Raw genomic sequence first — 22,680 nt, forward strand, 5'->3', positions numbered from 1 at the left:
GGATGTCGCACGGACGCACGATCGTCGTCGGAATCACCGGCGGCATCGCCGCGTACAAAGCGGTCAACATCGTGCGCGCTTTTGTGCTGCTCGGGGACTCCGTGCACGTGGTGGCGACGCCGGCGGCGCTGCGCTTCGTCGGCAGACCGACACTCGAGGCGATCTCGCGGAATCCGGTGCACACCGACCTCTACGAAGGCGTCGCCGAAGTGCGCCACGTCGCCATCGGGCAGTCCGCCGACCTGATCGTAGTGGCGCCTGCGACCGCGAACACGATCGCCAAACTCGCGGCCGGCCTCGCCGATGACCTCCTCGGCAACACGATCCTCGCGAGCACCGCGCCACTCGTGATCGCCCCGGCGATGCACACGGAAATGTGGAACAACCCCGCGACCGTGCACAATGTGCAGACCCTCCGGAACCGCGGCGTCATCGTCGTCGGACCCGGCGTGGGACGCCTGACCGGATCGGATTCCGGTGCGGGCCGGATGGAGGAACCCGACGTCATCGTCGCGGCGGCCCTCGAAGCCCTGCAACCGGACACGGGGATCACGGCCGCCAGGGATCTCTCCGGCACGCGCATCGTCATCACAGCTGGCGGAACCAGGGAACCCCTCGACCCCGTCCGTTTCCTCGGCAACCGCTCGAGCGGCAAGCAGGGCGTCCGTCTTGCCGAGGCGGCCACCGCGCGGGGAGCTTCGGTCGTCCTGATCGCGGCGAACCTCGAGATTCCGGCGCCTGCCGGCATCGAGACCCGCCTCGTCGGCACGGCACTCGAACTCCAGTCCGCCGTGACCGAGGCGGCAGTGGGCGCGGACGTCGTCATCATGGCCGCGGCAGTCGCGGACTACCGCCCGGCGGCGGTTCGCGGCGACAAGATCAAGAAGGACGAGGCAGGGGACACCCTGACCCTCGAACTCGTCAAGAACCCCGACATCCTCGCCGGCCTCGCGGCGGCCAGGGAGCCCGGGCAGCTCGTGATCGGGTTCGCCGCCGAGACGCAAACGGACCCCGACCGGCTCCTCGCGCTCGGCCGCGAGAAGCTCGCGCGGAAGGGCTGCGACTACCTCGTCCTCAACAGGGTCGGCTGGACCGAAGGGTTCGCCGCGGAACGTAACCAGGTTCGGGTCATCGATTCGGCCGGAGTTATAGTGGCGGAGGCCGCAGGGACGAAAATGTCGGTGGCCGGACGCATCCTTGATGTCGTGGTCGCCGGGCTCGGCTGACCCGCGCCAGCCCCGATCAATACTTCTGTTCCACCCATTCCACCCTCGACACAGAGACAGGCCAGATGAGCGATCTTCGCCTCTTCACTTCCGAATCCGTCACCGAAGGCCACCCGGACAAGATTTGTGACCAGATCTCCGACAGCATCCTCGACGCCCTCCTCACGGAGGACCCGAACAGCCGTGTCGCCGTCGAGACCCTCGTCACGACGGGCCTCGTCCACGTTGCGGGCGAAGTCACGACGGAAGCGTATGTCGAGATCCCGTCGATCGTCCGCAAGTGCATCACCGACATCGGCTACGACTCCTCTGACGTCTGGTTCGACGGCCGCTCCTGCGGCGTCGAGATCTCCATCGGCGGCCAGTCTCCCGACATCGCCCAAGGCGTCGACGACGCCTTCGAGCACCGTGAACAGGCCAGCGCCGATGACTTCGACCGCCAGGGCGCCGGCGACCAGGGCATCATGTTCGGTTACGCCACCCGGGAGACCCCCGAGCTCATGCCGATCCCGATCTGGATCGCGCACCGCCTCGCCGAACGGCTCGCAGAGGTCCGCAAGTCCGGCGAACTGGATTACCTGCGCCCCGACGGCAAGACCCAGGTCACGATCGGCTACGACGGCATCATCCCGCGCACCGTCGAGACCGTCGTCCTCTCCACCCAGCACGCCCCCTCCGTCACGACGGAACGCCTCCGCGCCGAGGTTGAAGAGCTCGTGATCCGGCCGGTGCTGTCCCGTGTCGAACTTGATTCCTCGAGCCTGACCATGTTGATCAATCCGACCGGCCGCTTTGAGATCGGCGGGCCCCAGGGCGACGCCGGGCTCACCGGCCGCAAGATCATCATCGACACCTACGGCGGATCCAGCCGGCACGGCGGAGGCGCCTTCAGCGGCAAGGACCCGTCCAAGGTCGACCGCTCGGCCGCGTACGCGATGCGCTGGGTCGCCAAGAACGCCGTCGCAGCCGGGCTCGCCGAACGGCTCGAGATCCAGGTCGCATACGCGATCGGCAAGGCGGCACCGGTCGGACTCTACGTCGAGACCTTCGGCACAGGGGCACTGCCGGACAAGGAGATCACCGCGGCGATCCGCGAGGTCTTCGACCTGCGGCCGGCCGCGATCATCCATCACCTCGACCTGCTCCGCCCGATCTACCAGAAGACGGCGACATACGGTCATTTCGGTCGCGAACTGCCCGAGTTCACCTGGGAGAGGCTGGACCGCGTCGACGAGCTGAGAAGCGCCTCCGGGATCTGATCATGGGACGCACGGGCCTCGTGGCACGCGTCCTGATCGAGTCGACGCTGCCCCAGCTCGACCACCTCTTCGACTACGGAATCCCGGACGACCTCGCCGCGGCCGCGCGGCCAGGCGTCCGGGTCCGGGTACCCCTGCGGTCGGCGGGGCGCGTCGCCGACGGCTACCTGATCGAGGTCCTGGATGCCGGGGGAATCGTCCTCGCGACCCTGAACGCCCCGGTATCCGGCACCGAACCGGCGAAGGACGCCTCCTTTCAGGGGACCCTCAGCCCGATTGAGACTGTCGTGTCCGCGGCTCCCGTGCTCACGGCGGAGGTGTGGCGTCTCGCCCGTCGGGTCGCCGACCGCGCCGCCGGCAACGCGAGCGATGTGCTGCGGCTCGCGATCCCCACCCGCGCGGTGCGGGTCGAGAAGGCCTGGCTCGCCGCGCAGGAGCAGGCGACAGCGGAGCAGGACGAACCGGCTCCGGAACCCGAACCCGTGCCGGAAACCGAACCGGCGGCATCCGCCGGTTTCGCAGACTACCCGGCGGGGCTGCTCGACGCGGCCCTCGCAGAGCGCACACGCCTGAGCGTGGCCGCCGTGCCTGCCCTCGTCGCCCTGCCCGACGGCCGCACCGTCGGTCACTGGGCCACCACGATGGCCGAACTCGCGGCGGCGACGGTGCGGAGCGGGCGAAGCGCCATCCTCTGCGTTCCCGACTACCGGGACCAGGACCAGCTCCAGGCCGCCCTTGACGCCTGCGCGCCAGCAGCCGCCGTGAGCAGGGTCGACGCCCGCCAGCCCAATCCCGAGCGCTACCGGGCCTTCCTCGCGTGCCTGGAACCCACCCCGCGGATCATCCTCGGCAACCGCTCCGCCGTCTATGCGCCTGCACACAACCTCGGGGCGATCCTGCTCTGGGACGACGGCGACCCCCTGCACTCCGAACCGCTCAGTCCGTACGTCCACGCCCGCGACGCCGCACTGGTCCGCCAGAGCCTGAGCGGATGCGCACTGATGTTCTTCGGGCACACCCGAAGCGTCCCCGTGCAGCGGCTCCTCGAACTGGGCTTTCTCGGCGAAGCGCATCCCCTGAGTCCGCGTCATCCCCGGGTGATTCCCACTGAATTCCAGCTCGCCCCCGACCGGCAGGAGCGGACCAACCGGATCCCCTCCGCCGCCTGGCAGGTGGCCAGGGCCGCCCTCGCGGACGGACCGGTCCTCGTGCAGGTCGCGAGCCCCGGCTACGCGCCGACCCTCGCCTGCCAGACCTGCAAGAAGTCGGCACGCTGCACGCACTGCCAGGGACCGCTCGCCCTCGCGAGCGCGAATGCCGTGCCGTCCTGCCGGTGGTGCGGCCAGCTCGCCGCCGGCTGGAGCTGCGTGCACTGCGCGGGCACGTCCCTGCGGGTGATGTCGCTTGGAACCGGGCGAACCGCCGAGGAACTGGGCAGGGCCTTTCCCGGCGCGCTCGTCCTCGTCGCCGACGGGGAGCATCCGCTGCAGCAGATCGGGGCGGCACCGGCGCTCGTCGTCGCGACGCGCGGTGCCGAGCCGATCCCGACCGGCGGGTACCGGGCGATCCTCCTGCTCGACGGCGAAAAGATGCTCGCCCGCGAATCCCTCGGCGTCGCGGAAGACTGCCTCCGGTGGTGGAGCAACGCAGCCGCCCTCGCGGCACCCGGCGCGTCCGTCATGCTCGCCGGCGTCGGCGGGGCACTCGCGACCGCCCTCAACGCGTGGCAGCCCGGTGCCTTCGCAGCGGCGGAACTCGCGGACCGCAGGCAGCTGCGCTTCCCGCCCGCCGTGCGCGTCGCCTCGGTCACGGGAACCGCCGCCGACGTCGCAGCAGCGGTCGAAGACCTCGCGGACCTGCCCGGGCTCGACGTGCTCGGTCCGGTCACCACCGTCGATCCGCTCGTCCGGGCCGTCGTGCGATTCAACTACGTGGACGGCGACGACGTCGCACGGCTCGTGAAGGCCGCGATTGTGCGCAATGCAGCGCGCCGCCGCCGGCCGAAGGGCGCTGCCTTCCGCCCGGCACCTACACTCAAAGTACGATTCGACGACCCGGAGCTGCTCTAAATGAAACTCGTGTTCGCTGGCACGCCCCAGGTGGCGGTGCCCAGTCTCCAGGCCCTCGCCGACTCTCCGCACTCCATCGCCGCGGTCATCACCCGGGCGGATGCCCCCCTCGGCCGGAAGCGGGTGCTCACCCCGTCGCCCCTCGCGCAGGCCGCTGCCGGGCTCGGGCTTCCGCTGCTCAAGACCAATCGTCTCGACGCCGCGGCGACCGACCGGATCGCGGCCCTCGAACCGGACCTCGGCGTCATCGTCGCATACGGCGGGCTCGTGCGTGAACCCCTGCTCTCGGTTCCCCGCCTCGGCTGGATCAACCTGCACTTCTCGCTGCTGCCGCGCTGGCGCGGTGCCGCACCGGTGCAGCGCGCCATCATGGCCGGCGACGAACGGACGGGGGCAGCGGTCTTCCAGCTCGTCGCCGAGCTCGACGCCGGCGCCGTCTTCGCGAGTTTCTCCGAACCGATCTCCCGGCACGCGACCGCCGGCGGGCTCCTCGAGTCCCTGAGCCACAGCGGCGCCGTGCTCCTCAGGAGCGTCGTCGACCGGCTCGAGGCCGGCACGATCGAGGCGGTGCCGCAGGTGGGCGAGCCGACGACGGCCGCCAAACTCGGCCTCGCCGACGCCAGGATCGACTGGACCGCATCCGCTGAGGCCGTCTACAACCGGGTGCGCGGCGTGACGCCGGAACCCGGAGCCTTCACCATGCTCGGCGACGCGCGCCTCAAGGTCCTCGACCTCGCGCCGACCCACGGCGCCCAGCCGCTTCCGGCGGGCGGGATTCGCGAATTCGACAAGAAAGTGCTGGTTGGAACCGGGACGGAGCCGCTTGAGCTCGTCACGGTGCAACCGGCTGGAAAGACACAGATGAAGGCAATCGACTGGTGGCGCGGCATGGCGGCGACGGACGTGGTCGCCTCATGAGCGTCCAACAGCACCAGGGCTTCGTCCAGCCCGCCCGCCGGGTCGCCTACGAGGTCATCGCCGCCGTCCGCGAGTCGGACGCCTACGCGAACCTGTTGCTGCCGACCCGCATCCAGCGCGCGGCACTCAGCACGGCGGATGCCGCCCTCGCCACCGAACTGACCTACGGCACCCTGCGCATGCAGGGCTACTACGACCTCGTGATCGCGGAAGCGGCCGGCCGGCCGGTCACCGCGATCGACCCGGCCATCCTCGACGTGCTGCGTCTCGGCGCCCACCAGCTGCTCGCGACGCGCGTCGCGACCCACGCGGCCGTCAACGAATCCGTCGAACTGGCCCGCCAGGTCGGCTCCCGCGCCGCGACGGGCTTCACCAACGGCGTGCTCCGCACCATCTCCCGCTCGACCCCGGAGGAATGGCGCGAACGGGTCCTCTCCGGGGCAGGCTCAGCGGACGACCGCCTCGCCGCCGAACACTCGCACCCGGTCTGGGTCGTGCGTGCATTCCGGCAGTCGCTGCGCCTCGAGGGCCGTGAGGCCGAACTCGAAGACCTGCTCATCGCCGACAACGCCGCCCCCCGCGTCAACATGGTCGCGCTGCCGGGCATCACGACAGCGGAGGAGACCGCGGGCCTCGGCCGCCCCAACGAATATTCCCCGGTCGGGTTCGTGCTCGCGGGCGGAGACCCCGTGCACCTCGTCACCGACCACGACGGCCGCATCCGGGTGCAGGACGAGGGCTCGCAGCTCGCTGCGCTCACCCTGAGCCGCGCCCGCCCCGTCGCACCAGGCGAACGCTGGCTGGACCTCTGCGCGGGACCCGGAGGCAAGGCCGCCCTGCTCGCCGCCGAAGCGCTCGCGGGCGGCGCCGAACTCGTCGCGAACGAGCTCGTTCCGGCCAGGGCCACGCTCGTGCGCCGCGCCCTCGCGGCGGTTCCCGGCACCGTGCCGGTCTGGGAACTCGACGGGACCCGCATCGCCGTCAACCACGCGGAGGAATTCGACCGCATCCTGCTCGACGCACCGTGCACCGGCCTCGGTGCCCTGCGCCGCCGCCCGGAGGCGCGCTGGCGCAAGCTCCCGCGCGACGTCGCCGAACTCTCCGACCTGCAGTCCGGCCTGATCGACGCGGCCCTCGGCGCACTGAAGCCCGGCGGCATCCTCGCCTACGTCACGTGCTCGCCGCACATCGCGGAGAGCCGGGGCATCGTCGCGACGGCGCTCAAGAAATGGGGCGACCGGGTACGGGCCGTCGACACCGCCGCGGTCGTGCAGGGGTTTAGCGGCACCCCGCTCGACCTGCCGGGCGACGGAACGAGCGTGCAGCTCTGGCCGCACCGGCATGGCACCGACGCGATGTTCATCACCCTGCTCGAACGCACCGCCTGACGGCACTCGTGAGGTGTCGCAGATCGACGTTCGCCGGGCGGATGAAGGTCGATATGCGACACCTCAGGGGTCTGGGCGGGGCCTGCGACGGGCGCCCGCGGCGCTAGGGTGAAGGCATGCCGATCAGGATCAGTCCCAGCATTCTCGCCGCCGACTTCGCGAACCTGGAGCGCGACCTCGGCCGCATCCGCACCGCCGACCTCGTGCACGTCGACGTGATGGACAACCATTTCGTGCCGAACCTGACCTTCGGGCTCCCCGTCGCCGAGCGCATCATGCAGGTTTCCGCGCTCCCCGTCGACGCGCACCTCATGATCGAGGATCCGGAACGCTGGGCCCCGAAATTCGCCGAGGCCGGCGCGTTCTCGGTGACCTTCCACGGCGAGGCGACGACGAACCCTGTCGCGCTCGCCCGCAAGCTCCGCGCGGCAGGTGCGCGTGCGGGCATCGCCCTGAAGCCGGGCACCGCCATCGAGCCGTACCTCGAATTCCTCGCCGAGTTCGACCAGATCCTCGTGATGACCGTCGAGCCCGGTTTCGGCGGCCAGAGCTTCATGCCCTCGACGATGCGCAAGCTCCGCGCCGCAGCGGATGCCGTCAGCGCGAGCGGCAGGGACGTCTGGCTGCAGGTCGACGGCGGCATCACGGAGGAGACCATCGTCGTGGCAGCCGAGGCAGGCGCGGACACCTTCGTCGCCGGCTCGAGCGTGTTCGGCTACCCGGATCCCGCGGCCCGGATCGCGCTCCTGAGGACGGCCGCGACCGCGCACTCGCACGCGCACTAGTACGCGCACTAGTAGCCTAGGGGTGTGAAAACATTCGACGACCTCTTCGCTGAACTGGGCGAAAAAGCACTCAACCGGCCGGAAGGCTCCGGAACCGTCCGTGAACTCGACGCGGGAGTGCATGCCATCGGCAAGAAGATCGTCGAAGAAGCCGCCGAAGTCTGGATGGCCGCTGAGTTCCAGAGCGACGAGGAAACCGCCGCAGAGATGAGCCAGCTGCTCTACCACGTGCAGGTCATGATGCTGGCGAAGGGGCTCACCCTCGCCGACGTCTACAAGCACCTCTGAAGAGTGCAGCGGCCGGCGCCGCAGATACCCCCGAGACGCCACCCCACGAACTGACCTGCTGAGAGTGTTGAGATGCTGAGAATTGCCGTGCCCAACAAGGGCTCCCTGTCCGAAACCGCGGCGCAGATGCTGCACGAGGCCGGGTACACCGGCCGTCGCGACCCGCGCGACCTCGTCGTGTCCGACCCGCGCAACGACGTCGAGTTCTTCTACCTGCGTCCGCGCGACATCGCCACCTACGTCGGCAGCGGCGCGCTCGACGTCGGAATCACCGGCCGCGACCTGCTGCTCGATTCCGGCTCACCGGCACGCGAGATCGCGAGCCTCGACTTCGGAGACTCGACCTTCCGCTTCGCCGGCCCCGCCGGCCGCTTCGCCGAGCTGAGCGACCTCGAAGGGCTCCGCGTCGCGACCAGCTACCCCGGCCTCGTCGAAGCCTTCCTGGCCCGACACTCCGTCACGGTCACCCTCGTGACCCTCGACGGCGCCGTCGAGTCCGCCGTCCAGCTCGGTGTGGCGGATGCCGTCGCCGACGTCGTCTCGACCGGGACGACCCTGCGCAAGGCCGGCCTCGAGATCTTCGGCCCGGTCATCCTCGAATCGACGGCGGTGCTGATCAGCTCCGAGAACGAGAACACCGGCATCCACACGCTGCTCCGCCGGCTGCAGGGTGTGCTCGTCGCCCGCCAGTACGTGCTGATGGACTACGACATCCCGCTCGGGAAACTCGACGCGGCCTGCCTGCTGGCTCCCGGAATCGAGTCGCCGACGGTGTCGAGCCTGCACGACCCGGACTGGGTCGCCGTGCGCGTGATGGTCCCGCGCTACGACTCGAACCACATCATGGATGCCCTCTACGAGCTCGGCGCCAGGGCCATCCTGATCAGCGCCATCCACAACGCCCGCCTCTAGGGCCCGAACGTGGGCAGAATAGCTCCGGAGGTGCAATCGTGAGTCTTGCCGTGCGGGTCATCCCGTGCCTCGACGTGGCCAACGGCCGGGTCGTCAAGGGCGTCAACTTCCAGAACCTCAGGGACGCCGGCGACCCGGTGGAACTGGCCCGCCGGTACTACGAGCAGGGCGCGGACGAACTCACGTTCCTCGACGTCACCGCGACCGTCGACAACCGGGCGACGACGTACGACGTCGTCCGCGCCACCGCGGAGCAGGTCTTCATCCCGCTCACCGTCGGCGGCGGGATCCGGAGCGTCGAGGACGTCTCCCGCCTTCAGGCCAGTGGAGCGGACAAGGTCGGCGTCAACAGCGCCGCGATCCTCCGTCCAGCACTCATCGGCGAGATCGCCGACCGCTTCGGCTCGCAGGTGCTCGTGCTGTCGCTCGACGTGAAGCGCAGCGGCCGCACGGAGTCCGGGTTCGTCGTGACGACTCACGGCGGTCGCACCGAGACCGACCTCGACGCCCTCGCCTGGGCCAGACTCGCGATCGAACTCGGCGCGGGGGAGTTGCTCGTCAACTCCATCGACGCCGACGGCACCAAGGCCGGATTCGATCTCGAGCTCATCGCCCTGATGCGGGAACTCAGCACCGTGCCGGTGATCGCGTCCGGCGGAGCCGGCAAGGTCGAGGACTTTCCGCCCGCGATCCGGGCGGGCGCGGACGCCGTTCTCGCGGCATCCGTTTTCCACAACGGCGAGCTCAGTATCGGAGACGTCAAACACGAACTCGCCAGGGAAGGACTCGTGGTGCGCTGATGACACCCCTGCAGACCATAGACGACGCTCTCGCGATCGCCGTCTTCAATTCGGACGGCCTCCTGCCCGCCGTGATCCAGCAGTGGGACACCCGGGAGGTGCTCATGCTCGGCTGGATGAACGAGGAAGCCCTCCGGCGGACGTTCACAGAGGGCCGCGTGACGTTCTGGTCACGTTCCCGCCAGGAATACTGGCGCAAGGGCGACACGTCCGGGCACGCGCAATACGTGCACGGCGCAGCCTTCGACTGTGACGCTGACACTTTGCTCGTGCAGGTCGACCAGGTCGGCGGGGCCTGCCACACCGGTACCCGCACGTGCTTCGACGGGCGGGACATCGACGTCGCCCACGGCGCAACGCCCGTCGCGACAGACGGAGAACGCGCATGACGACGGATGCCCCCACGACGACAACGGGAACGACAACGGGAACGACCACGGGAACGACCACGGCCGGAACCACCACGGCCGCACAGTTCGACGCCCTCATGGCCGGGCACCGCGTGATCCCCGTGATCCGCGAACTCTTCGCAGACGGCGAGACCCCCGTCGGCATCTACCGCAAGCTCGCGGCCGGCCAACCGGGCAGCTTCCTGCTCGAATCGGCGGAGCAGGGCGGCATCTGGTCGCGGTTCTCCTTCGTCGGGGTATCGTCCTTCGGTGTCCTCACCCAGCAGGGTTCGGAAACCCGGTGGATCCCGTACGGCGTCGATGCCGCACGCGTCCTCGGCCCGGCGGCCGCCCAGCCGCCGCTCGAGGCCCTCGCCACCCTGTACGCCCGCTGGCAGACGCCGCGGCTCCCGGAGCACCCGCCGTTGACCGGTGGTCTCGTCGGCTTCATCGGCTGGGAGGCGGTCCGCCAGCTCGAACGTCTGCCCAACCAGCCGACGGCCGACTATGACGTGCCCGGCCAGGCCTTCAGCTTCGTTGCCGACCTTGTCGCGATCGACCACAAGTTCGGCACCGTCCAACTGATCGCCAACGTCCTCAACGACGGGATCGATGCAGCGGACACGCTCTGGGCCGCAGCGCAGGCCCGGCTCGACTCGATGCAGGCCCGGCTGGCCGTGCCGGCGGAAGCCTGGCTCGCCGAGGTCGACCTGTCCGCCCCCGCGACCATGCGCGCCCGCACCAGCCGCGACGACTTCATCGCCGCCGTCGACACCGCCAAGCAGCACATCGTCGACGGGGACATCTTCCAGGTCGTCATCTCCCAGCGCTTCGACCAGGACTGCACCGCGGACCCGATCGACGTCTACCGGGTGCTCCGCAGCCTCAACCCGAGCCCGTACATGTACCTGCTCGGCCTCGAGTCCCCGTCCGGCGAGCCGTATTGGATCGTCGGTTCCTCGCCTGAGGCCCTCGTCAAGGTGCAGAACGGGCGCGTGTTCACCCACCCGATCGCCGGATCCAAGCCGCGCGGAAGTACCCCAGAGCAGGACGCCGATTTCGAAACCGAGCTCGCAGGCGACCCCAAGGAGGGCGCAGAACACCTCATGCTCGTCGACCTCGCCAGGAACGACCTGCTCAAGGTTTGCGCACCCGGCTCCGTCGAAGTCACCGAATTCAAACGCATCGAGCGTTTCAGCCACATCATGCATCTCGTTTCGTCCGTCGAGGGCAACCTGCTGCCGCGGAAGACGGCCATCGACGTGTTCCGCGCCACGTTCCCGGCAGGGACCCTGTCCGGGGCGCCGAAGCCGCGGGCGCTGGAAATCATCGACGAACTCGAGCCCACCCAGCGCGGCGTCTACGGGGGAGTGGTCGGCTACTTCGGGTTCGCGGGTGACGCGGATCTCGCCATCGCCATCCGCACGGCCACGATCAGCAACGGCGTGGCCAGGGTGCAGGCCGGAGGAGGCCTCGTCGCGGACTCCGATCCCGCGAGCGAGTTCCAGGAATCGGTCAACAAGGCCGCAGCGCCGCTCCGCGCCGTTGCGATCGCCAACGCCATGAAGCGGGTGCACTAGGTGAAGCGGACCGGCCGCACCCTCAAGCTCCGACTGGTGCTCCTCGTGATCGCCGCGAGCGGGCTCGCCCTCCTCGCCTGGAGCCAGGTCTGGATCGACGTGAGCGTCGTCCAGGGTTCCTCGACCGTCCGGCTCCCGATCAGCGGTTCGACCGCGGCAGGGGCGCTGAGCGCCCTCGCCCTCGCCGGGATCGCCCTCGCCGGGGCACTCACGATCGCGGGCCCCGTGATCCGGGTGGTGCTCGGCGTTCTCGAGGTGCTCCTCGGCTTCTCGGTGTCCCTCGGTGCGGGCCTCGCCATCGGGAATCCCGCCGCCGCGAGCGCGGCCGCCATCACCAAGGCGACCGGCATCGCGGGCAATGCCTCGATCCAGGACGGCGTCACGGCTGCGGCCCTGACGCCCTGGGCCTTCACCGGCTTCGCGGCCGGTGTGATCATGGCCGCAGCCGGTGTCGGCATCCTCGTCACGAGTTCCCGCTGGCCCGGGGCGACGAGCAGATACCAGGCCGTGCGCTTCGAGGCGGCCGACGGTGCACCCGGCAGTCAGCTGGCTGCCTCCGCCGGTGCTGACGAGCGGGAGGATGCCGTCATCACCTGGGACGGGTTGACCCGCGGTGACGATCCCACCACGACGGAGGGCGACCGGTGATCGGCGTCGCCGCTAGACTTGAGCCGCACCAGGACCCACAATCCACGCGTCCGCAGCTGACGCCCCTGCGTACGCAGTTGACGCCCCGCGTATGCAGTTGACGCTAATAAGGAGAACCATGAGCTTCGAGTCGGTAGACCCAGGCGAAGGCCACTCGATCGCGGCCTGGACGGCCGTCATCGTCATGCTCGTCGCGATCACGATCGGCACCGTCGCCTTCTTCCTCGTTGTGCCGTGGCTGGTGTGGGCCTCTGTCGTCCTCCTCGTCCTCGGCCCCATCGTCGGATTCATCCTGAGCCGGCTGGGCTACGGCGTCGCCGACGCCGCTCCGCACGAGAGTCACTAGCCGAGTGCTTTCCGAACTTCTCGCCGGTGCCCTGTCGGACGCCGCAGAACGGCGCCTGACCCGTCCATTCGCCGCCGTCGAATCGGCGGCCCTCGATCGTGCCCCCGCCATCGACGCGCTGCACGCCCTCTCGCCGGCCGACCGGGTCAAGATCATCGCGGAGGTGAAGCGGGCGAGTCCCTCCCGGGGCACCCTCGCCGAGATCTCCGACCCTGCGGCCCTCGCCGTCTCCTACGAGTTCGGTGGGGCGAGCGCCATCAGCGTGCTCACAGAGGGACGTCGTTTCCTCGGCTCCCTCGCCGACCTCGAACAGGTGCGGGCGGCCGTCTCGGTGCCCGTGCTCCGCAAAGACTTCATCGGCGAGCCGTACCAGGTCCTCGAGGCCAGGGCGGCGGGAGCCGACCTCGTGCTCCTCATCGTCGCCGCACTCGACCAGGCCACCCTCGGGTCCCTCCAGACCCTCGTCCGCGAACTCGGCATGACCGCCCTCGTGGAGACCCACAGTGCCGAAGAGGTCGACCGTGCACTGGATGTCGGTGCGAGCCTGGTCGGCGTCAATGCCCGCAACCTGTCGACGTTCGAGCTCGACCAGGAGCTCTTCGGCCGCCTCGCCGACCGGATCCCCTCCGGCGTCGTCCGCGTCGCCGAATCTGCGGTCAAGACGGCCGCGGACGTCGCCCACTATCGTGCAGCAGGGGCCGACGTCGTCCTCGTCGGCGAAGCGCTCGTCACGAACGATCCCATCCTCACTCTCACCGAATTTCTGGCGGTCTAGTCTATGTCTTTGCGTTCTGAAACAGGCCCGTACTTCGGCGACTTCGGCGGCCGGTTCGTCCCGGAGTCGCTCGTAGCGGCGCTCGACGAACTGACGAGCGAATATGCGCTGGCCAGGGTCGACCCCGCCTTCTCGGCCGAGCTGATGGAACTGCACAAGACCTACACCGGCCGGCCGTCCATCATCACGGAAGTGCCGCGGTTCGCCGCGCACGCCGGTGGTGCCCGGGTGATCCTCAAGCGCGAAGACCTCAACCACACCGGCTCCCACAAGATCAACAACGCCCTCGGCCAGGCGCTTCTCACCAAGCGCATCGGCAAGACCCGGGTCATCGCCGAGACCGGCGCCGGCCAGCACGGCGTCGCGACCGCGACCGTCGCCGCCCTGTTCGGGCTCGAGTGCGTCGTCTACATGGGCGAGGTCGACACCGAGCGGCAGGCCCTCAACGTCGCACGGATGCGCCTCCTCGGCGCAGAGGTCGTCTCCGTCCGCACCGGGTCACGCACCCTCAAGGACGCCATCAACGACGCCATGCGCGACTGGGTCACGAACGTCGAGACCACCAACTACATCTTCGGCACCGTCGCGGGTCCGCACCCCTTCCCCGCGATGGTGCGCGACTTCCAGAAGATCATCGGAGAAGAAGCCCGCGCCCAGGTGCTCTCCCTCACCGGCCGGCTACCCGACGCCGTCACGGCGTGCGTCGGCGGCGGCTCCAACGCCATCGGCATCTTCGACGCCTTCCTGGACGACCCCACTGTCGCCCTCTACGGGTACGAGGCAGGCGGAGAGGGCGTCGAGACCCCGCGCCACGCCGCGACCCTGACCAAGGGACGCCCGGGGATCCTGCACGGGGCCCGCAGCCTCATGCTCCAGGACGAGGACGGCCAGACCGTCGAATCGCACTCCATCTCGGCCGGGCTCGACTACCCGGGTGTGGGGCCCGAGCACTCCTGGCTCTCGACCATCGGGCGGGCCACGTACCTGCCGGTCACCGACGCCGCGGCCATGGACGCCTTCCGCCTCCTCAGCCGCACGGAGGGCATCATCCCGGCGATCGAATCGGCCCACGCCCTCGCAGGCACCCTCGAGCTCGGCAAACGACTCGGACCGGAGGCGACCATCCTGGTCAGCCTCAGCGGTCGTGGGGACAAGGACATGGAAACGGCGGGCCGATACTTCGACCTGCTCGACGAGGGTGCGCAGCAGCTATGACCGCAACGACGACTGGAACAATGCCCAACCGCACGAGCAGGGTCGAAGCCACGATCGCCCGGCGCAGGGCAGAGGGCGGCGGAGCCCTGATCGGCTACCTTCCCGTCGGATTCCCCACCCTCGACGAGAGCATCGAGGCGGCCGTTGCCCTCGCGGAGAACGGCGTCGACATCATCGAGCTCGGACTGCCGTACTCCGACCCCGTGATGGACGGCCCCGTGATCCAGGCCGCCACGCAGCAGGCCCTCGCCAACGGTTTCCGGCTCCGGCACGGCATCGAGGCGGTGGCGGCGATCACCGCACGCGTCGACGCCCCGGTCCTCGTGATGACGTACTGGAACCCGATCCTGCAGTACGGGGTCGACCGCTTCGCCGACGACCTGCTCGCCGCAGGCGGGGCAGGCCTGATCACCCCCGACCTCATCCCCGACGACGCGGCCGACTGGTTCGCAGCGAGCGACCGCACCGGCCTCGACCGGGTCTTCCTCGCCGCGCCGTCGTCCTCCGACGCGAGGCTCGCCCACGCGGTCGAGGTCAGCCGGGGCTTCGTGTACGCCGTCTCCACCATGGGCATCACCGGAGCGCGTTCCGACGTCGACTCCGCCGCCCGCATCCTGGTCGACCGGCTTCGGCTCGCCGGTGCCACGAGCGCGTGCGTCGGCCTCGGAATCTCGACCCCGGAGCAGGTCCGCGAAATTCTCGGCTACGCGGACGGCGCCATTGTCGGCTCCGCGCTCGTCAAGGCGCTGTCCGACGGGGGAGTCCCGGCACTCGGGGAACTCGCCGCCCGGCTTGCCGCAGGGGCCAGCGGGATTCGCGCCGCCGTTTAGGGTAAGTTGACCGAGGCAAGCTCCCACGCTTCCCCGCTACGAAAGGTAATACCCAGGTGTCTTTTCTGCTGAGCATTCCGAGCCCAGGCCCCGAGTGGAGCTACTTCGACCTCGGCATGTTCCGGATCCACGCGTACGCGCTGTGCATCCTGGCCGGCATCATCGCGGCGACAGTCATGACGAGCAGGCGCCTCAGCAACCGCGGCGCCGAGCCGGGCGTGGTGCTCGACATCATCCTCTGGGCCGTTCCGCTCGGCATCGTCGGCGCCCGGGCGTACCACGTGCTCACCCACCCGGGTGACTACTTCTTCGCCGGTGCGAACCCCTGGGAAGTCTTCGCGATCTGGAACGGCGGAAACGCCATCTTCGGTGCGCTCATCGGCGGGGCCGTCGGCGCGTACATCGGCTGCCGGATCTCCGGCGTGAAATTCTGGTCCTTCGCGGATGCCCTCGCCCCCGGAATGCTGATCGCCCAGGCCATGGGACGCCTCGGCAACTGGTTCAACACGGAGCTCTTCGGCCTGCCGACGACCCTGCCCTGGGGGCTCGAGGTGCCGTCGACGAACGCGGCGTTCCCGGTCGGGCTTCCCGCCGGAACCCTCTTCCACCCGACCTTCCTCTACGAGATGATCTGGAACACCATCGGTGTGATCCTGATCCTCGTGATCGAACGCCGGATCACGCTCCGCTGGGGACGCGCCTTCGGCGTCTACCTGGTCTGGTACGGCCTCGGCCGCACCTTCTTCGAATCGATCCGCATCGACCCGAGCGAGATCTTCTTCGGCATCCGCACCAACGTCTGGGCCGCGATCATCGCCGTGGTCCTCGGCATCATCCTCATCGTGGTGCAGGGCCGCAGGCACCCCGGACTCGAGGTCAGCGTCTACCGCCAGGGTCGGGAGTGGAAGCGCCCCGTCCCTGAGGTAGAATCTGAAGAGTTTGATACGGATTTCGAGGACCACGGTGATGAGGCCGTCGAACCCGCCGCATCGGGCGACGTTGCAGCCACAAGCACCAGCAACCCGCGCCTCCAGGCCTGAGACCGTACACCCGGCTCCCGCCTCCCTCCCGGTACGACGGGTCGGCGCGCAACTGTACGCAGATGATCTCCACCCCCGCGGGCCAGCGTCGTCCCCACTTGCCAGCTACCTCTGAGGACGGTCCCATGCCGCAGTCACCCCTCTTTTCCCGCTTCAGCAGCGTTCCCCAGCCCCAGGGGCTGTACAACCCTGCCGACGAGCGGGACGCCTGTGGGCTCGCCATGGTCGCGACACTGCGGGGAACCGCCGGGCACGACATCATCACGATCGCCCTCGACGCGCTCCGCAACCTCGAACACCGCGGGGCCGTCGGCTCCGACGCCGGAACCGGCGACGGCGCAGGCATCATCACCCAGATCCCGCACGAGTTCCTGAGCGAGGTCGTCGAATTCGAGCTCCCCGCCGCCGGGCGGTATGCCGTCGGCAACGTGTTCCTCCCGACCGACCCGACCGAGCGCAGCTCTGTCAAACGCCAGATCGGCCGGATCGCCCAGGAGGAGTGCCTCGAGATCCTCGGCTGGCGCGAGGTCCCCGTGCGTCCAGACGAGGTCGGGAACCTGGCCAGGGCCGCGATGCCCGCGATCCAGCAGCTCTTCGTCCGCAGCTCACGCACGGACGACGACGGCGAGCCCCTCGCCGACATCGCGCTCGACCGTCAGACCGTCCGGCTGCGTAAGCGCGCCGAGCGGGAACTCGAGACCTACTTCGCGTCGCTCTCCTGCCGCACCCTGGTCTACAAGGGCATGGTCACGACCCTCCAGCTCGAGCCCTTCTACCCGGACCTGTCCGACCCGCGCTTCGTCTCGAAGCTCGCCCTCGTGCACTCCCGGTATTCGACGAACACCTTCCCGTCCTGGCCGCTCGCGCAGCCGTTCCGGATGATCGCGCACAACGGCGAGATCAACACGGTGCAGGGCAACCGCAACTGGATGCGCGCGCGCCAGTCCCAGCTCGAATCCTCGCTGCTCGGCGACCTGGCCCCGCTGCTGCCGATCGTCACCCCGGGCGGCAGCGACTCCGCCTCGTTCGACGAGGTCGTCGAACTGCTCAGCCTGTCCGGCCGCTCGCTGCCGCACGCGGTGATGATGATGGTGCCGGAGGCCTGGGAGAACCAGACCGCGCTCGACGAGGAACGTCGTGCGTTCTACGAGTACCACTCGATGCTCATGGAGCCGTGGGACGGACCCGCGGCGATCGTCTTCACCGACGGATCCCTCGTCGGCGCGACCCTCGACCGCAACGGGCTCCGCCCCGGCCGGTACCTGATCACCGACGACGGCCTCGTCGTGCTCGCGAGCGAGATCGGCGTCCTGGACATCGACCCCGCCCGGGTCGTCCGCAAGGGCCGGCTCCGCCCCGGCAAGATGTTCCTCGTCGACACCGTCGAGGGTCGACTGATCGAGGACGACGAGATCAAGGCGGAACTCGCCGCGATGGAACCGTGGGGGGACTGGCTCGACGCCGGCCGGATCAACCTCAAGGACCTCCCCGAGCGCGAGCACATCGTGCACCCGCCGGCATCCGTCGTACGCCGCCAGCGCACCTTCGGCTACACCGAAGAAGAAGTCCGCATCCTGCTCGCGCCGATGGCGCGCACCGGAGGCGAACCCCTCGGCGCCATGGGCAGCGACACCCCGATTGCCGTGCTGAGCGACCGGCCCCGGCTGATCTTCGACTACTTCACCCAGCAGTTCGCCCAGGTGACCAACCCGCCCCTCGACTCGATCCGCGAGGAGGTCGTCACCTCCCTCAAACTCGGCCTCGGGCCGGAACGGAACCTCCTGTCCGTCGGGCCGGAGCACGCCCGCCAGGTGGTCCTGGACTTCCCGGTCATCGACAACGACGAACTCGCCAAGATCCAGCACATCGACCCTGCCCCCGGCAGCCGGACGACGTCGACGATCCGCGGACTGTACCGTTTCGACGAGGGCCCCGACGCCCTCGCCGACCGCATCGACGCGATGTGCCTCGAGGTCGACGACGCGATCGAGGCCGGCGCCCGCTTCATCGTGCTCTCCGACCGTGATTCCAACAAGGACATGGCGCCGATCCCGTCGCTCCTGATGATCGCGGCCGTGCACCACCACCTGATCCGCACGGAGAACCGGATGAAGGTCGGCATCGTCGTCGAGGCCGGCGACGTGCGCGAGGTGCACCACGTCGCGCTCCTGATCGGCTACGGCGCCTCAGCGGTCAACCCCTACCTCGCGATGGAGACCTGCGAGGACCTGGTCCGCAGCGGGTACATCACGAACGTCTCACCGGAGAAGGCCGTCCGCAACGTCATCAAGGCCCTCGGCAAGGGCGTGCTCAAGATCATGTCCAAGATGGGCATCTCGACGGTCTCGTCCTATGCCGGCGCCCAGACCTTCGAGGCCGTCGGCCTCAGCCAGGCCTTCGTCGCGCAGTACTTCACCGGCACGACGAGCAAGCTCGGCGGCATCGGTATCGACGTGATCGCCGCGGAGAACGAAGCGAGGCACGCCTCCGCCTACCCGGAAGACGCAGCGGTCACCGCGCACGAACGCCTGAGCACCGGCGGCGAGTACCAGTGGCGCCGCGACGGCTCCCCGCACCTGTTCAATCCGGAGACGATCTTCCGGCTGCAGCACGCGACCCGGACCGGCCGGTACGACATCTTCCGCGAGTACACCAAGCTCATCGACGATCAGGCTGAGAGCCTCATGACGCTCCGCGGCATGTTCACCTTCGACAAGCACAAACGGCACCCCGTGCCCCTCGACGAGGTCGAATCGGTCGCGTCGATCGTCACGCGCTTCGCGACCGGTGCGATGAGCTACGGCTCGATCTCCCCGGAGGCCCACGAGACCCTCGCGATCGCCATGAACCGGATCGGCGGCAAGTCGAACACCGGCGAGGGCGGCGAAGACCTGGACCGGCTGATCGACCCGCAGCGCCGCAGCGCCGTCAAGCAGGTCGCCTCCGGGCGGTTCGGCGTGACGAGCATGTACCTGTCCCACGCAGACGACATCCAGATCAAGCTCGCCCAGGGAGCGAAGCCCGGCGAAGGCGGCCAGCTGCCGCCGACCAAGGTGTACCCCTGGATCGCGCGGACCCGGCACGCCACGGCGGGCGTCGGCCTGATTTCGCCGCCCCCGCACCACGACATCTACTCGATCGAAGACCTCAAGCAGCTCATCTTCGACCTCAAACGAGCGAACCCGGATGCGCGCATCCACACGAAGCTCGTGAGCCAGTCCGGCATCGGAGCGGTCGCCGCCGGTGTCGCCAAAGCGCTCTCCGACGTCATCCTGATCTCAGGCCACGACGGCGGCACCGGGGCGAGCCCGCTCAACTCGCTCAAGCACGCGGGGACGCCCTGGGAGCTCGGACTCGCGGAGACCCAGCAGACCCTGATGCTCAACGGTCTGCGTGACCGTGTCGTCCTGCAGGTCGACGGCCAGCTCAAGACCGGCAGGGACGTCATCATCGGCGCACTGCTCGGAGCGGAGGAGTTCGGCTTCGCGACCGCGCCCCTGATCGTCGAGGGCTGCGTCATGATGCGGGTCTGTCACCTCGACACCTGTCCGGTCGGCGTCGCCACCCAGAACCCCGAACTGCGGAAGCGGTTCACCGGCAAGGCGGACCACGTCGTGAACTTCTTCGAGTTCATCGCCCAGGAGGTGCGCGAGTACCTCGCCGAACTCGGCTTCCGCAGCCTCCAGGAGGCCGTCGGCCACCACGAGATCCTCGACGTCGACGGCGCGCTCGAACACTGGAAGACAGCGGGCCTCGACCTCGCGCCGATCCTCGACGGCCCGGACTTCCCCGACTCCGAGCCGAGACAGTCCGGCCGGCCGCAGGAACACGAACTCGACAAGCACTTCGACAACGAGCTCATCCGGCGCGCCGGAAGCGTGCTCGAACACGGAGGTCGCGTCGAAATCGCCCTGCCGATCCGCAACACTGAACGGGCCGTTGGCACGATGCTCGGCCACGAGGTGACGATCCGGCACGGTGAGAACGGACTGCCCGCCGGCTCGATCGACGTGACGCTCACCGGTTCGGCCGGACAGTCCTTCGGGGCCTTCCTGCCCGGCGGGATCACCCTCAGGCTCGAGGGCGACTCGAACGACTACGTCGGCAAGGGCCTGTCCGGCGGCCAGATCGTGGTCCGCCCCGATCGCTCGAGCATCTTCTCCGCCGAAGAGAACGTCATCGCCGGCAACGTGATCGGCTACGGCGCCACCCAGGGCAGCATGTTCATCCGCGGGATCGTCGGAGAACGGTTCCTGGTGCGCAACTCCGGAGCGACCGCGGTCGTCGAAGGAGTCGGCGACCACGCCCTCGAATACATGACGGGCGGGCTCGCCCTGATCCTCGGCCAGACCGGGCGAAACCTCGGTGCGGGAATGAGCGGCGGAACCGCGTATGTCTACGGACTCCGCACGGAGGACGTCAACAGCCAGGCGCTCGAGTCCGGGGAGCTCACGCTCCTCCCGCTCGGCAGCGCCGACAGGGAGATCGTCAGCGATCTCCTCGAGCAGCACCGAGACCAGACGGATTCCGTGCTCGCCGCGGCTCTCCTGTCCGATCTCGAAACAACCATGTCCACTTTCGTCAAGGTGCTGCCGCGGGACTACGCCGCCGTCCTGGCGACCAGGCAGAGCGCCGTCGCCGAGGGTCTCGACCCCGACGGCGACGTCGTCTGGAACCGCATCCTGGAGGTTACCAATGGCTGATCCGAAGGGATTCCTCAAGACGAAGGCGCGCGAACTGCCGCCACGTCGCCCGGTGTCCGTCCGCCTGATGGACTGGAAAGAGGTCTACGAACAGGGAGACGCCGCCGTTCTCAAACGGCAGGCCGGCCGCTGCATGGACTGTGGTGTGCCGTTCTGCCACCAGGGCTGCCCCCTCGGCAACCTGATCCCCGAATGGAACGACCTCACCTGGCGTGAGGAAGGCAGGCAGGCCATCGAGCGCCTGCACTCCACGAACAACTTCCCCGAGTTCACGGGACGGCTCTGCCCGGCCCCGTGCGAATCGGCGTGCGTGCTCGCGATCAGCCAGCCGGCCGTGACGATCAAGCAGGTCGAGGTCTCGATCATCGACCAGGCCTTCTCCAACGGCTGGGTGCAGCCGCAACCGCCGGGGCGCCTGACCGGTAAGACGGTCGCCGTGGTCGGCTCGGGTCCCGCCGGTCTCGCCGCCGCGCAGCAGCTCACCCGTGCCGGGCACACGGTCGCCGTGTTCGAACGCGACGACCGGATCGGCGGCCTGCTCCGCTACGGCATCCCCGACTTCAAGATGGAGAAGAAGCATCTCGACCTGCGCCTCGCCCAGATGACGGCGGAGGGAACCCGGTTCCGGGCCGGCGTCACTATCGGCGTCGACATCACCTGGGACGACCTTCGGGCCCGGTACGACGCCGTCGTCGTGGCGACCGGCGCGCTCGTGCCCCGCGACCTGCCCATCCCCGGCCGCGACCTCCCCGGCGTGCACTTCGCGATGGAGTACCTCGTGCAGCAGAACCGCGCGGGCGCCGGCGACACGGTCGACAGCCAGATCACCGCTGAGGGCAAGCACGTCGTCGTCCTGGGCGGTGGAGACACCGGGGCGGACTGCATCGGCACGGCGCACCGCCAGCTCGCGGCATCCGTGACCAACCTCGCGATCGGCAGGCAGCCGGGAACGGAGCGGCCGGAAAACCAGCCGTGGCCAATGTCCGCGACCCTGTTCGAGGTCTCGAGCGCCCACGAAGAGGGCGGCACCCGCGAATACCTCGCCTCGACGATCGAGTTCCTGTCGAACGAGGCCGGCGAGGTGCGCGCCATCCGCGTCGCGGAAACCGAGTACCTCGATGGCCGTCGCGTGCCCAAGGCGGGTACGGAACGTGAAATCCCGGCGGACCTCGTACTCCTCGCGCTGGGTTTCACCGGCCCGGAATCGGCGGAGCTCACCAGCCAGCTGCACGTGCCGCTCGATGGGCGGAGTAATGTCGTTCGAGACGGTAACTACCAGACCAGCCGTGAAGGTGTGTTCGTCGCCGGTGATGCCGGCCGCGGACAGTCCCTCATTGTGTGGGCGATCGCAGAAGGTCGCGCTGCTGCAGCGGCCGTCGATCGATTCCTCGAAGGTGAGACACAACTACCTGCTCCGGTCAAACCGACCGACCATGCCTTCGCCATCTAACGGTCCCTGCGAAGTGAGCGATTAGCCGGAGGACGCCTACCAAGCGGCCTCCAGAACCA

Annotated in this window: 19 protein-coding genes; all 19 read left to right on the forward strand. The window is 69.1% G+C overall.

Features of this window, described 5'->3' with window-relative positions:
* The first annotated feature begins 2 nt into the window (after positions 1 to 2).
* The 19 genes from coaBC (at position 3) to MQH31_RS07155 (ending at position 22,621) form a co-directional block, all read left to right on the forward strand.
* On the forward strand, positions 3 to 1,226 hold the full coding sequence (coaBC, locus tag MQH31_RS07065; RefSeq protein WP_243011433.1) for a bifunctional phosphopantothenoylcysteine decarboxylase/phosphopantothenate--cysteine ligase CoaBC: 1,224 nt from the start codon (positions 3 to 5) through the stop codon (positions 1,224 to 1,226).
* 65 nt (positions 1,227 to 1,291) lie between these two features.
* Positions 1,292 to 2,485, forward strand: a complete 1,194-nt coding sequence (metK, locus tag MQH31_RS07070) for a methionine adenosyltransferase (protein ID WP_243011434.1) — start codon at positions 1,292 to 1,294, stop codon at positions 2,483 to 2,485.
* A gap of 2 nt (positions 2,486 to 2,487) precedes the next feature.
* A complete protein-coding gene (locus tag MQH31_RS07075) occupies positions 2,488 to 4,554 on the forward strand; it encodes a primosomal protein N' family DNA-binding protein (protein WP_243011435.1) in 2,067 nt (688 codons plus the stop codon).
* The gene (fmt, locus tag MQH31_RS07080) at positions 4,555 to 5,472 is read left to right on the forward strand and encodes a methionyl-tRNA formyltransferase (protein ID WP_243011436.1); all 918 of its coding nucleotides are present in this window, start codon (positions 4,555 to 4,557) and stop codon (positions 5,470 to 5,472) included.
* Positions 5,469 to 6,860, forward strand: a complete 1,392-nt coding sequence (locus MQH31_RS07085; RefSeq protein WP_134531949.1) for an RsmB/NOP family class I SAM-dependent RNA methyltransferase — start codon at positions 5,469 to 5,471, stop codon at positions 6,858 to 6,860. The genes fmt and MQH31_RS07085 overlap by 4 nt, the downstream gene beginning before the upstream one ends.
* Before the next feature lie 116 nt (positions 6,861 to 6,976).
* On the forward strand, positions 6,977 to 7,645 hold the full coding sequence (gene rpe / locus MQH31_RS07090; protein ID WP_243011437.1) for a ribulose-phosphate 3-epimerase: 669 nt from the start codon (positions 6,977 to 6,979) through the stop codon (positions 7,643 to 7,645).
* Between the two features lie 24 nt (positions 7,646 to 7,669).
* The gene (locus MQH31_RS07095) at positions 7,670 to 7,933 is read left to right on the forward strand and encodes a phosphoribosyl-ATP diphosphatase (protein WP_134531947.1); all 264 of its coding nucleotides are present in this window, start codon (positions 7,670 to 7,672) and stop codon (positions 7,931 to 7,933) included.
* Positions 7,934 to 8,005: 72 nt separating this feature from the next.
* Positions 8,006 to 8,845 carry an ATP phosphoribosyltransferase gene (gene hisG / locus MQH31_RS07100; RefSeq protein WP_243011438.1) on the forward strand — a complete coding sequence of 280 codons (840 nt, stop codon included), beginning with the start codon at positions 8,006 to 8,008 and terminating at the stop codon, positions 8,843 to 8,845.
* A 38-nt stretch (positions 8,846 to 8,883) separates the two neighbouring features.
* Entirely contained in the window at positions 8,884 to 9,645 is a 762-nt protein-coding gene (gene hisF / locus MQH31_RS07105) for an imidazole glycerol phosphate synthase subunit HisF (RefSeq protein ID WP_243011439.1), read from the forward strand.
* On the forward strand, positions 9,645 to 10,034 hold the full coding sequence (hisI, locus tag MQH31_RS07110; RefSeq protein WP_243011440.1) for a phosphoribosyl-AMP cyclohydrolase: 390 nt from the start codon (positions 9,645 to 9,647) through the stop codon (positions 10,032 to 10,034). Before hisF ends, hisI begins: the two co-directional genes overlap by 1 nt.
* On the forward strand, positions 10,031 to 11,614 hold the full coding sequence (locus MQH31_RS07115; protein WP_279238344.1) for an anthranilate synthase component I: 1,584 nt from the start codon (positions 10,031 to 10,033) through the stop codon (positions 11,612 to 11,614). The genes hisI and MQH31_RS07115 overlap by 4 nt, the downstream gene beginning before the upstream one ends.
* Positions 11,615 to 12,262: a Trp biosynthesis-associated membrane protein gene (locus MQH31_RS07120; protein WP_243011441.1), complete on the forward strand. Its 648-nt coding sequence runs from the start codon at positions 11,615 to 11,617 to the stop codon at positions 12,260 to 12,262. It begins immediately after the preceding gene.
* A 118-nt stretch (positions 12,263 to 12,380) separates the two neighbouring features.
* Positions 12,381 to 12,608, forward strand: coding sequence for a DUF6704 family protein (locus MQH31_RS07125; RefSeq protein WP_134531941.1), 228 nt, complete (start codon positions 12,381 to 12,383; stop codon positions 12,606 to 12,608).
* 4 nt (positions 12,609 to 12,612) lie between these two features.
* A complete protein-coding gene (gene trpC, locus MQH31_RS07130) occupies positions 12,613 to 13,383 on the forward strand; it encodes an indole-3-glycerol phosphate synthase TrpC (RefSeq protein ID WP_243011442.1) in 771 nt (256 codons plus the stop codon).
* A gap of 3 nt (positions 13,384 to 13,386) precedes the next feature.
* On the forward strand, positions 13,387 to 14,598 hold the full coding sequence (gene trpB, locus MQH31_RS07135; protein ID WP_243011443.1) for a tryptophan synthase subunit beta: 1,212 nt from the start codon (positions 13,387 to 13,389) through the stop codon (positions 14,596 to 14,598).
* A gap of 20 nt (positions 14,599 to 14,618) precedes the next feature.
* Positions 14,619 to 15,428, forward strand: coding sequence for a tryptophan synthase subunit alpha (gene trpA, locus MQH31_RS07140; protein ID WP_134531938.1), 810 nt, complete (start codon positions 14,619 to 14,621; stop codon positions 15,426 to 15,428).
* Positions 15,429 to 15,484: 56 nt separating this feature from the next.
* A complete protein-coding gene (gene lgt / locus MQH31_RS07145) occupies positions 15,485 to 16,468 on the forward strand; it encodes a prolipoprotein diacylglyceryl transferase (RefSeq protein WP_255454313.1) in 984 nt (327 codons plus the stop codon).
* 125 nt (positions 16,469 to 16,593) lie between these two features.
* Positions 16,594 to 21,171: a glutamate synthase large subunit gene (gene gltB, locus MQH31_RS07150; protein WP_243011444.1), complete on the forward strand. Its 4,578-nt coding sequence runs from the start codon at positions 16,594 to 16,596 to the stop codon at positions 21,169 to 21,171.
* On the forward strand, positions 21,164 to 22,621 hold the full coding sequence (locus MQH31_RS07155; RefSeq protein WP_243011445.1) for a glutamate synthase subunit beta: 1,458 nt from the start codon (positions 21,164 to 21,166) through the stop codon (positions 22,619 to 22,621). Before gltB ends, MQH31_RS07155 begins: the two co-directional genes overlap by 8 nt.
* Positions 22,622 to 22,680: the final 59 nt, after the last annotated feature.

The sequence above is a fragment of the Cryobacterium zhongshanensis genome (assembly GCF_022760445.1).
Taxonomy (GTDB): domain Bacteria; phylum Actinomycetota; class Actinomycetes; order Actinomycetales; family Microbacteriaceae; genus Cryobacterium; species Cryobacterium algoricola.

Excerpts from the sequence above, each read along its gene's own strand:
- trpB (WP_243011443.1), top strand. The coding sequence starts at position 13,387 with ATGTCTTTGCGTTCTGAAACAGGCCCGTACTTCGGCGACTTCGGCGGC.
- fmt (WP_243011436.1), top strand. The coding sequence starts at position 4,555 with ATGAAACTCGTGTTCGCTGGCACGCCCCAGGTGGCGGTGCCCAGTCTC.
- MQH31_RS07075 (WP_243011435.1), top strand. The coding sequence starts at position 2,488 with ATGGGACGCACGGGCCTCGTGGCACGCGTCCTGATCGAGTCGACGCTG.
- metK (WP_243011434.1), top strand. The coding sequence starts at position 1,292 with ATGAGCGATCTTCGCCTCTTCACTTCCGAATCCGTCACCGAAGGCCAC.
- MQH31_RS07115 (WP_279238344.1), top strand. The coding sequence starts at position 10,031 with ATGACGACGGATGCCCCCACGACGACAACGGGAACGACAACGGGAACG.
- MQH31_RS07085 (WP_134531949.1), top strand. The coding sequence starts at position 5,469 with ATGAGCGTCCAACAGCACCAGGGCTTCGTCCAGCCCGCCCGCCGGGTC.
- trpA (WP_134531938.1), top strand. The coding sequence starts at position 14,619 with ATGCCCAACCGCACGAGCAGGGTCGAAGCCACGATCGCCCGGCGCAGG.
- MQH31_RS07155 (WP_243011445.1), top strand. The coding sequence starts at position 21,164 with ATGGCTGATCCGAAGGGATTCCTCAAGACGAAGGCGCGCGAACTGCCG.
- hisG (WP_243011438.1), top strand. The coding sequence starts at position 8,006 with ATGCTGAGAATTGCCGTGCCCAACAAGGGCTCCCTGTCCGAAACCGCG.
- rpe (WP_243011437.1), top strand. The coding sequence starts at position 6,977 with ATGCCGATCAGGATCAGTCCCAGCATTCTCGCCGCCGACTTCGCGAAC.
- coaBC (WP_243011433.1), top strand. The coding sequence starts at position 3 with ATGTCGCACGGACGCACGATCGTCGTCGGAATCACCGGCGGCATCGCC.
- MQH31_RS07125 (WP_134531941.1), top strand. The coding sequence starts at position 12,381 with ATGAGCTTCGAGTCGGTAGACCCAGGCGAAGGCCACTCGATCGCGGCC.
- hisI (WP_243011440.1), top strand. The coding sequence starts at position 9,645 with ATGACACCCCTGCAGACCATAGACGACGCTCTCGCGATCGCCGTCTTC.
- gltB (WP_243011444.1), top strand. The coding sequence starts at position 16,594 with ATGCCGCAGTCACCCCTCTTTTCCCGCTTCAGCAGCGTTCCCCAGCCC.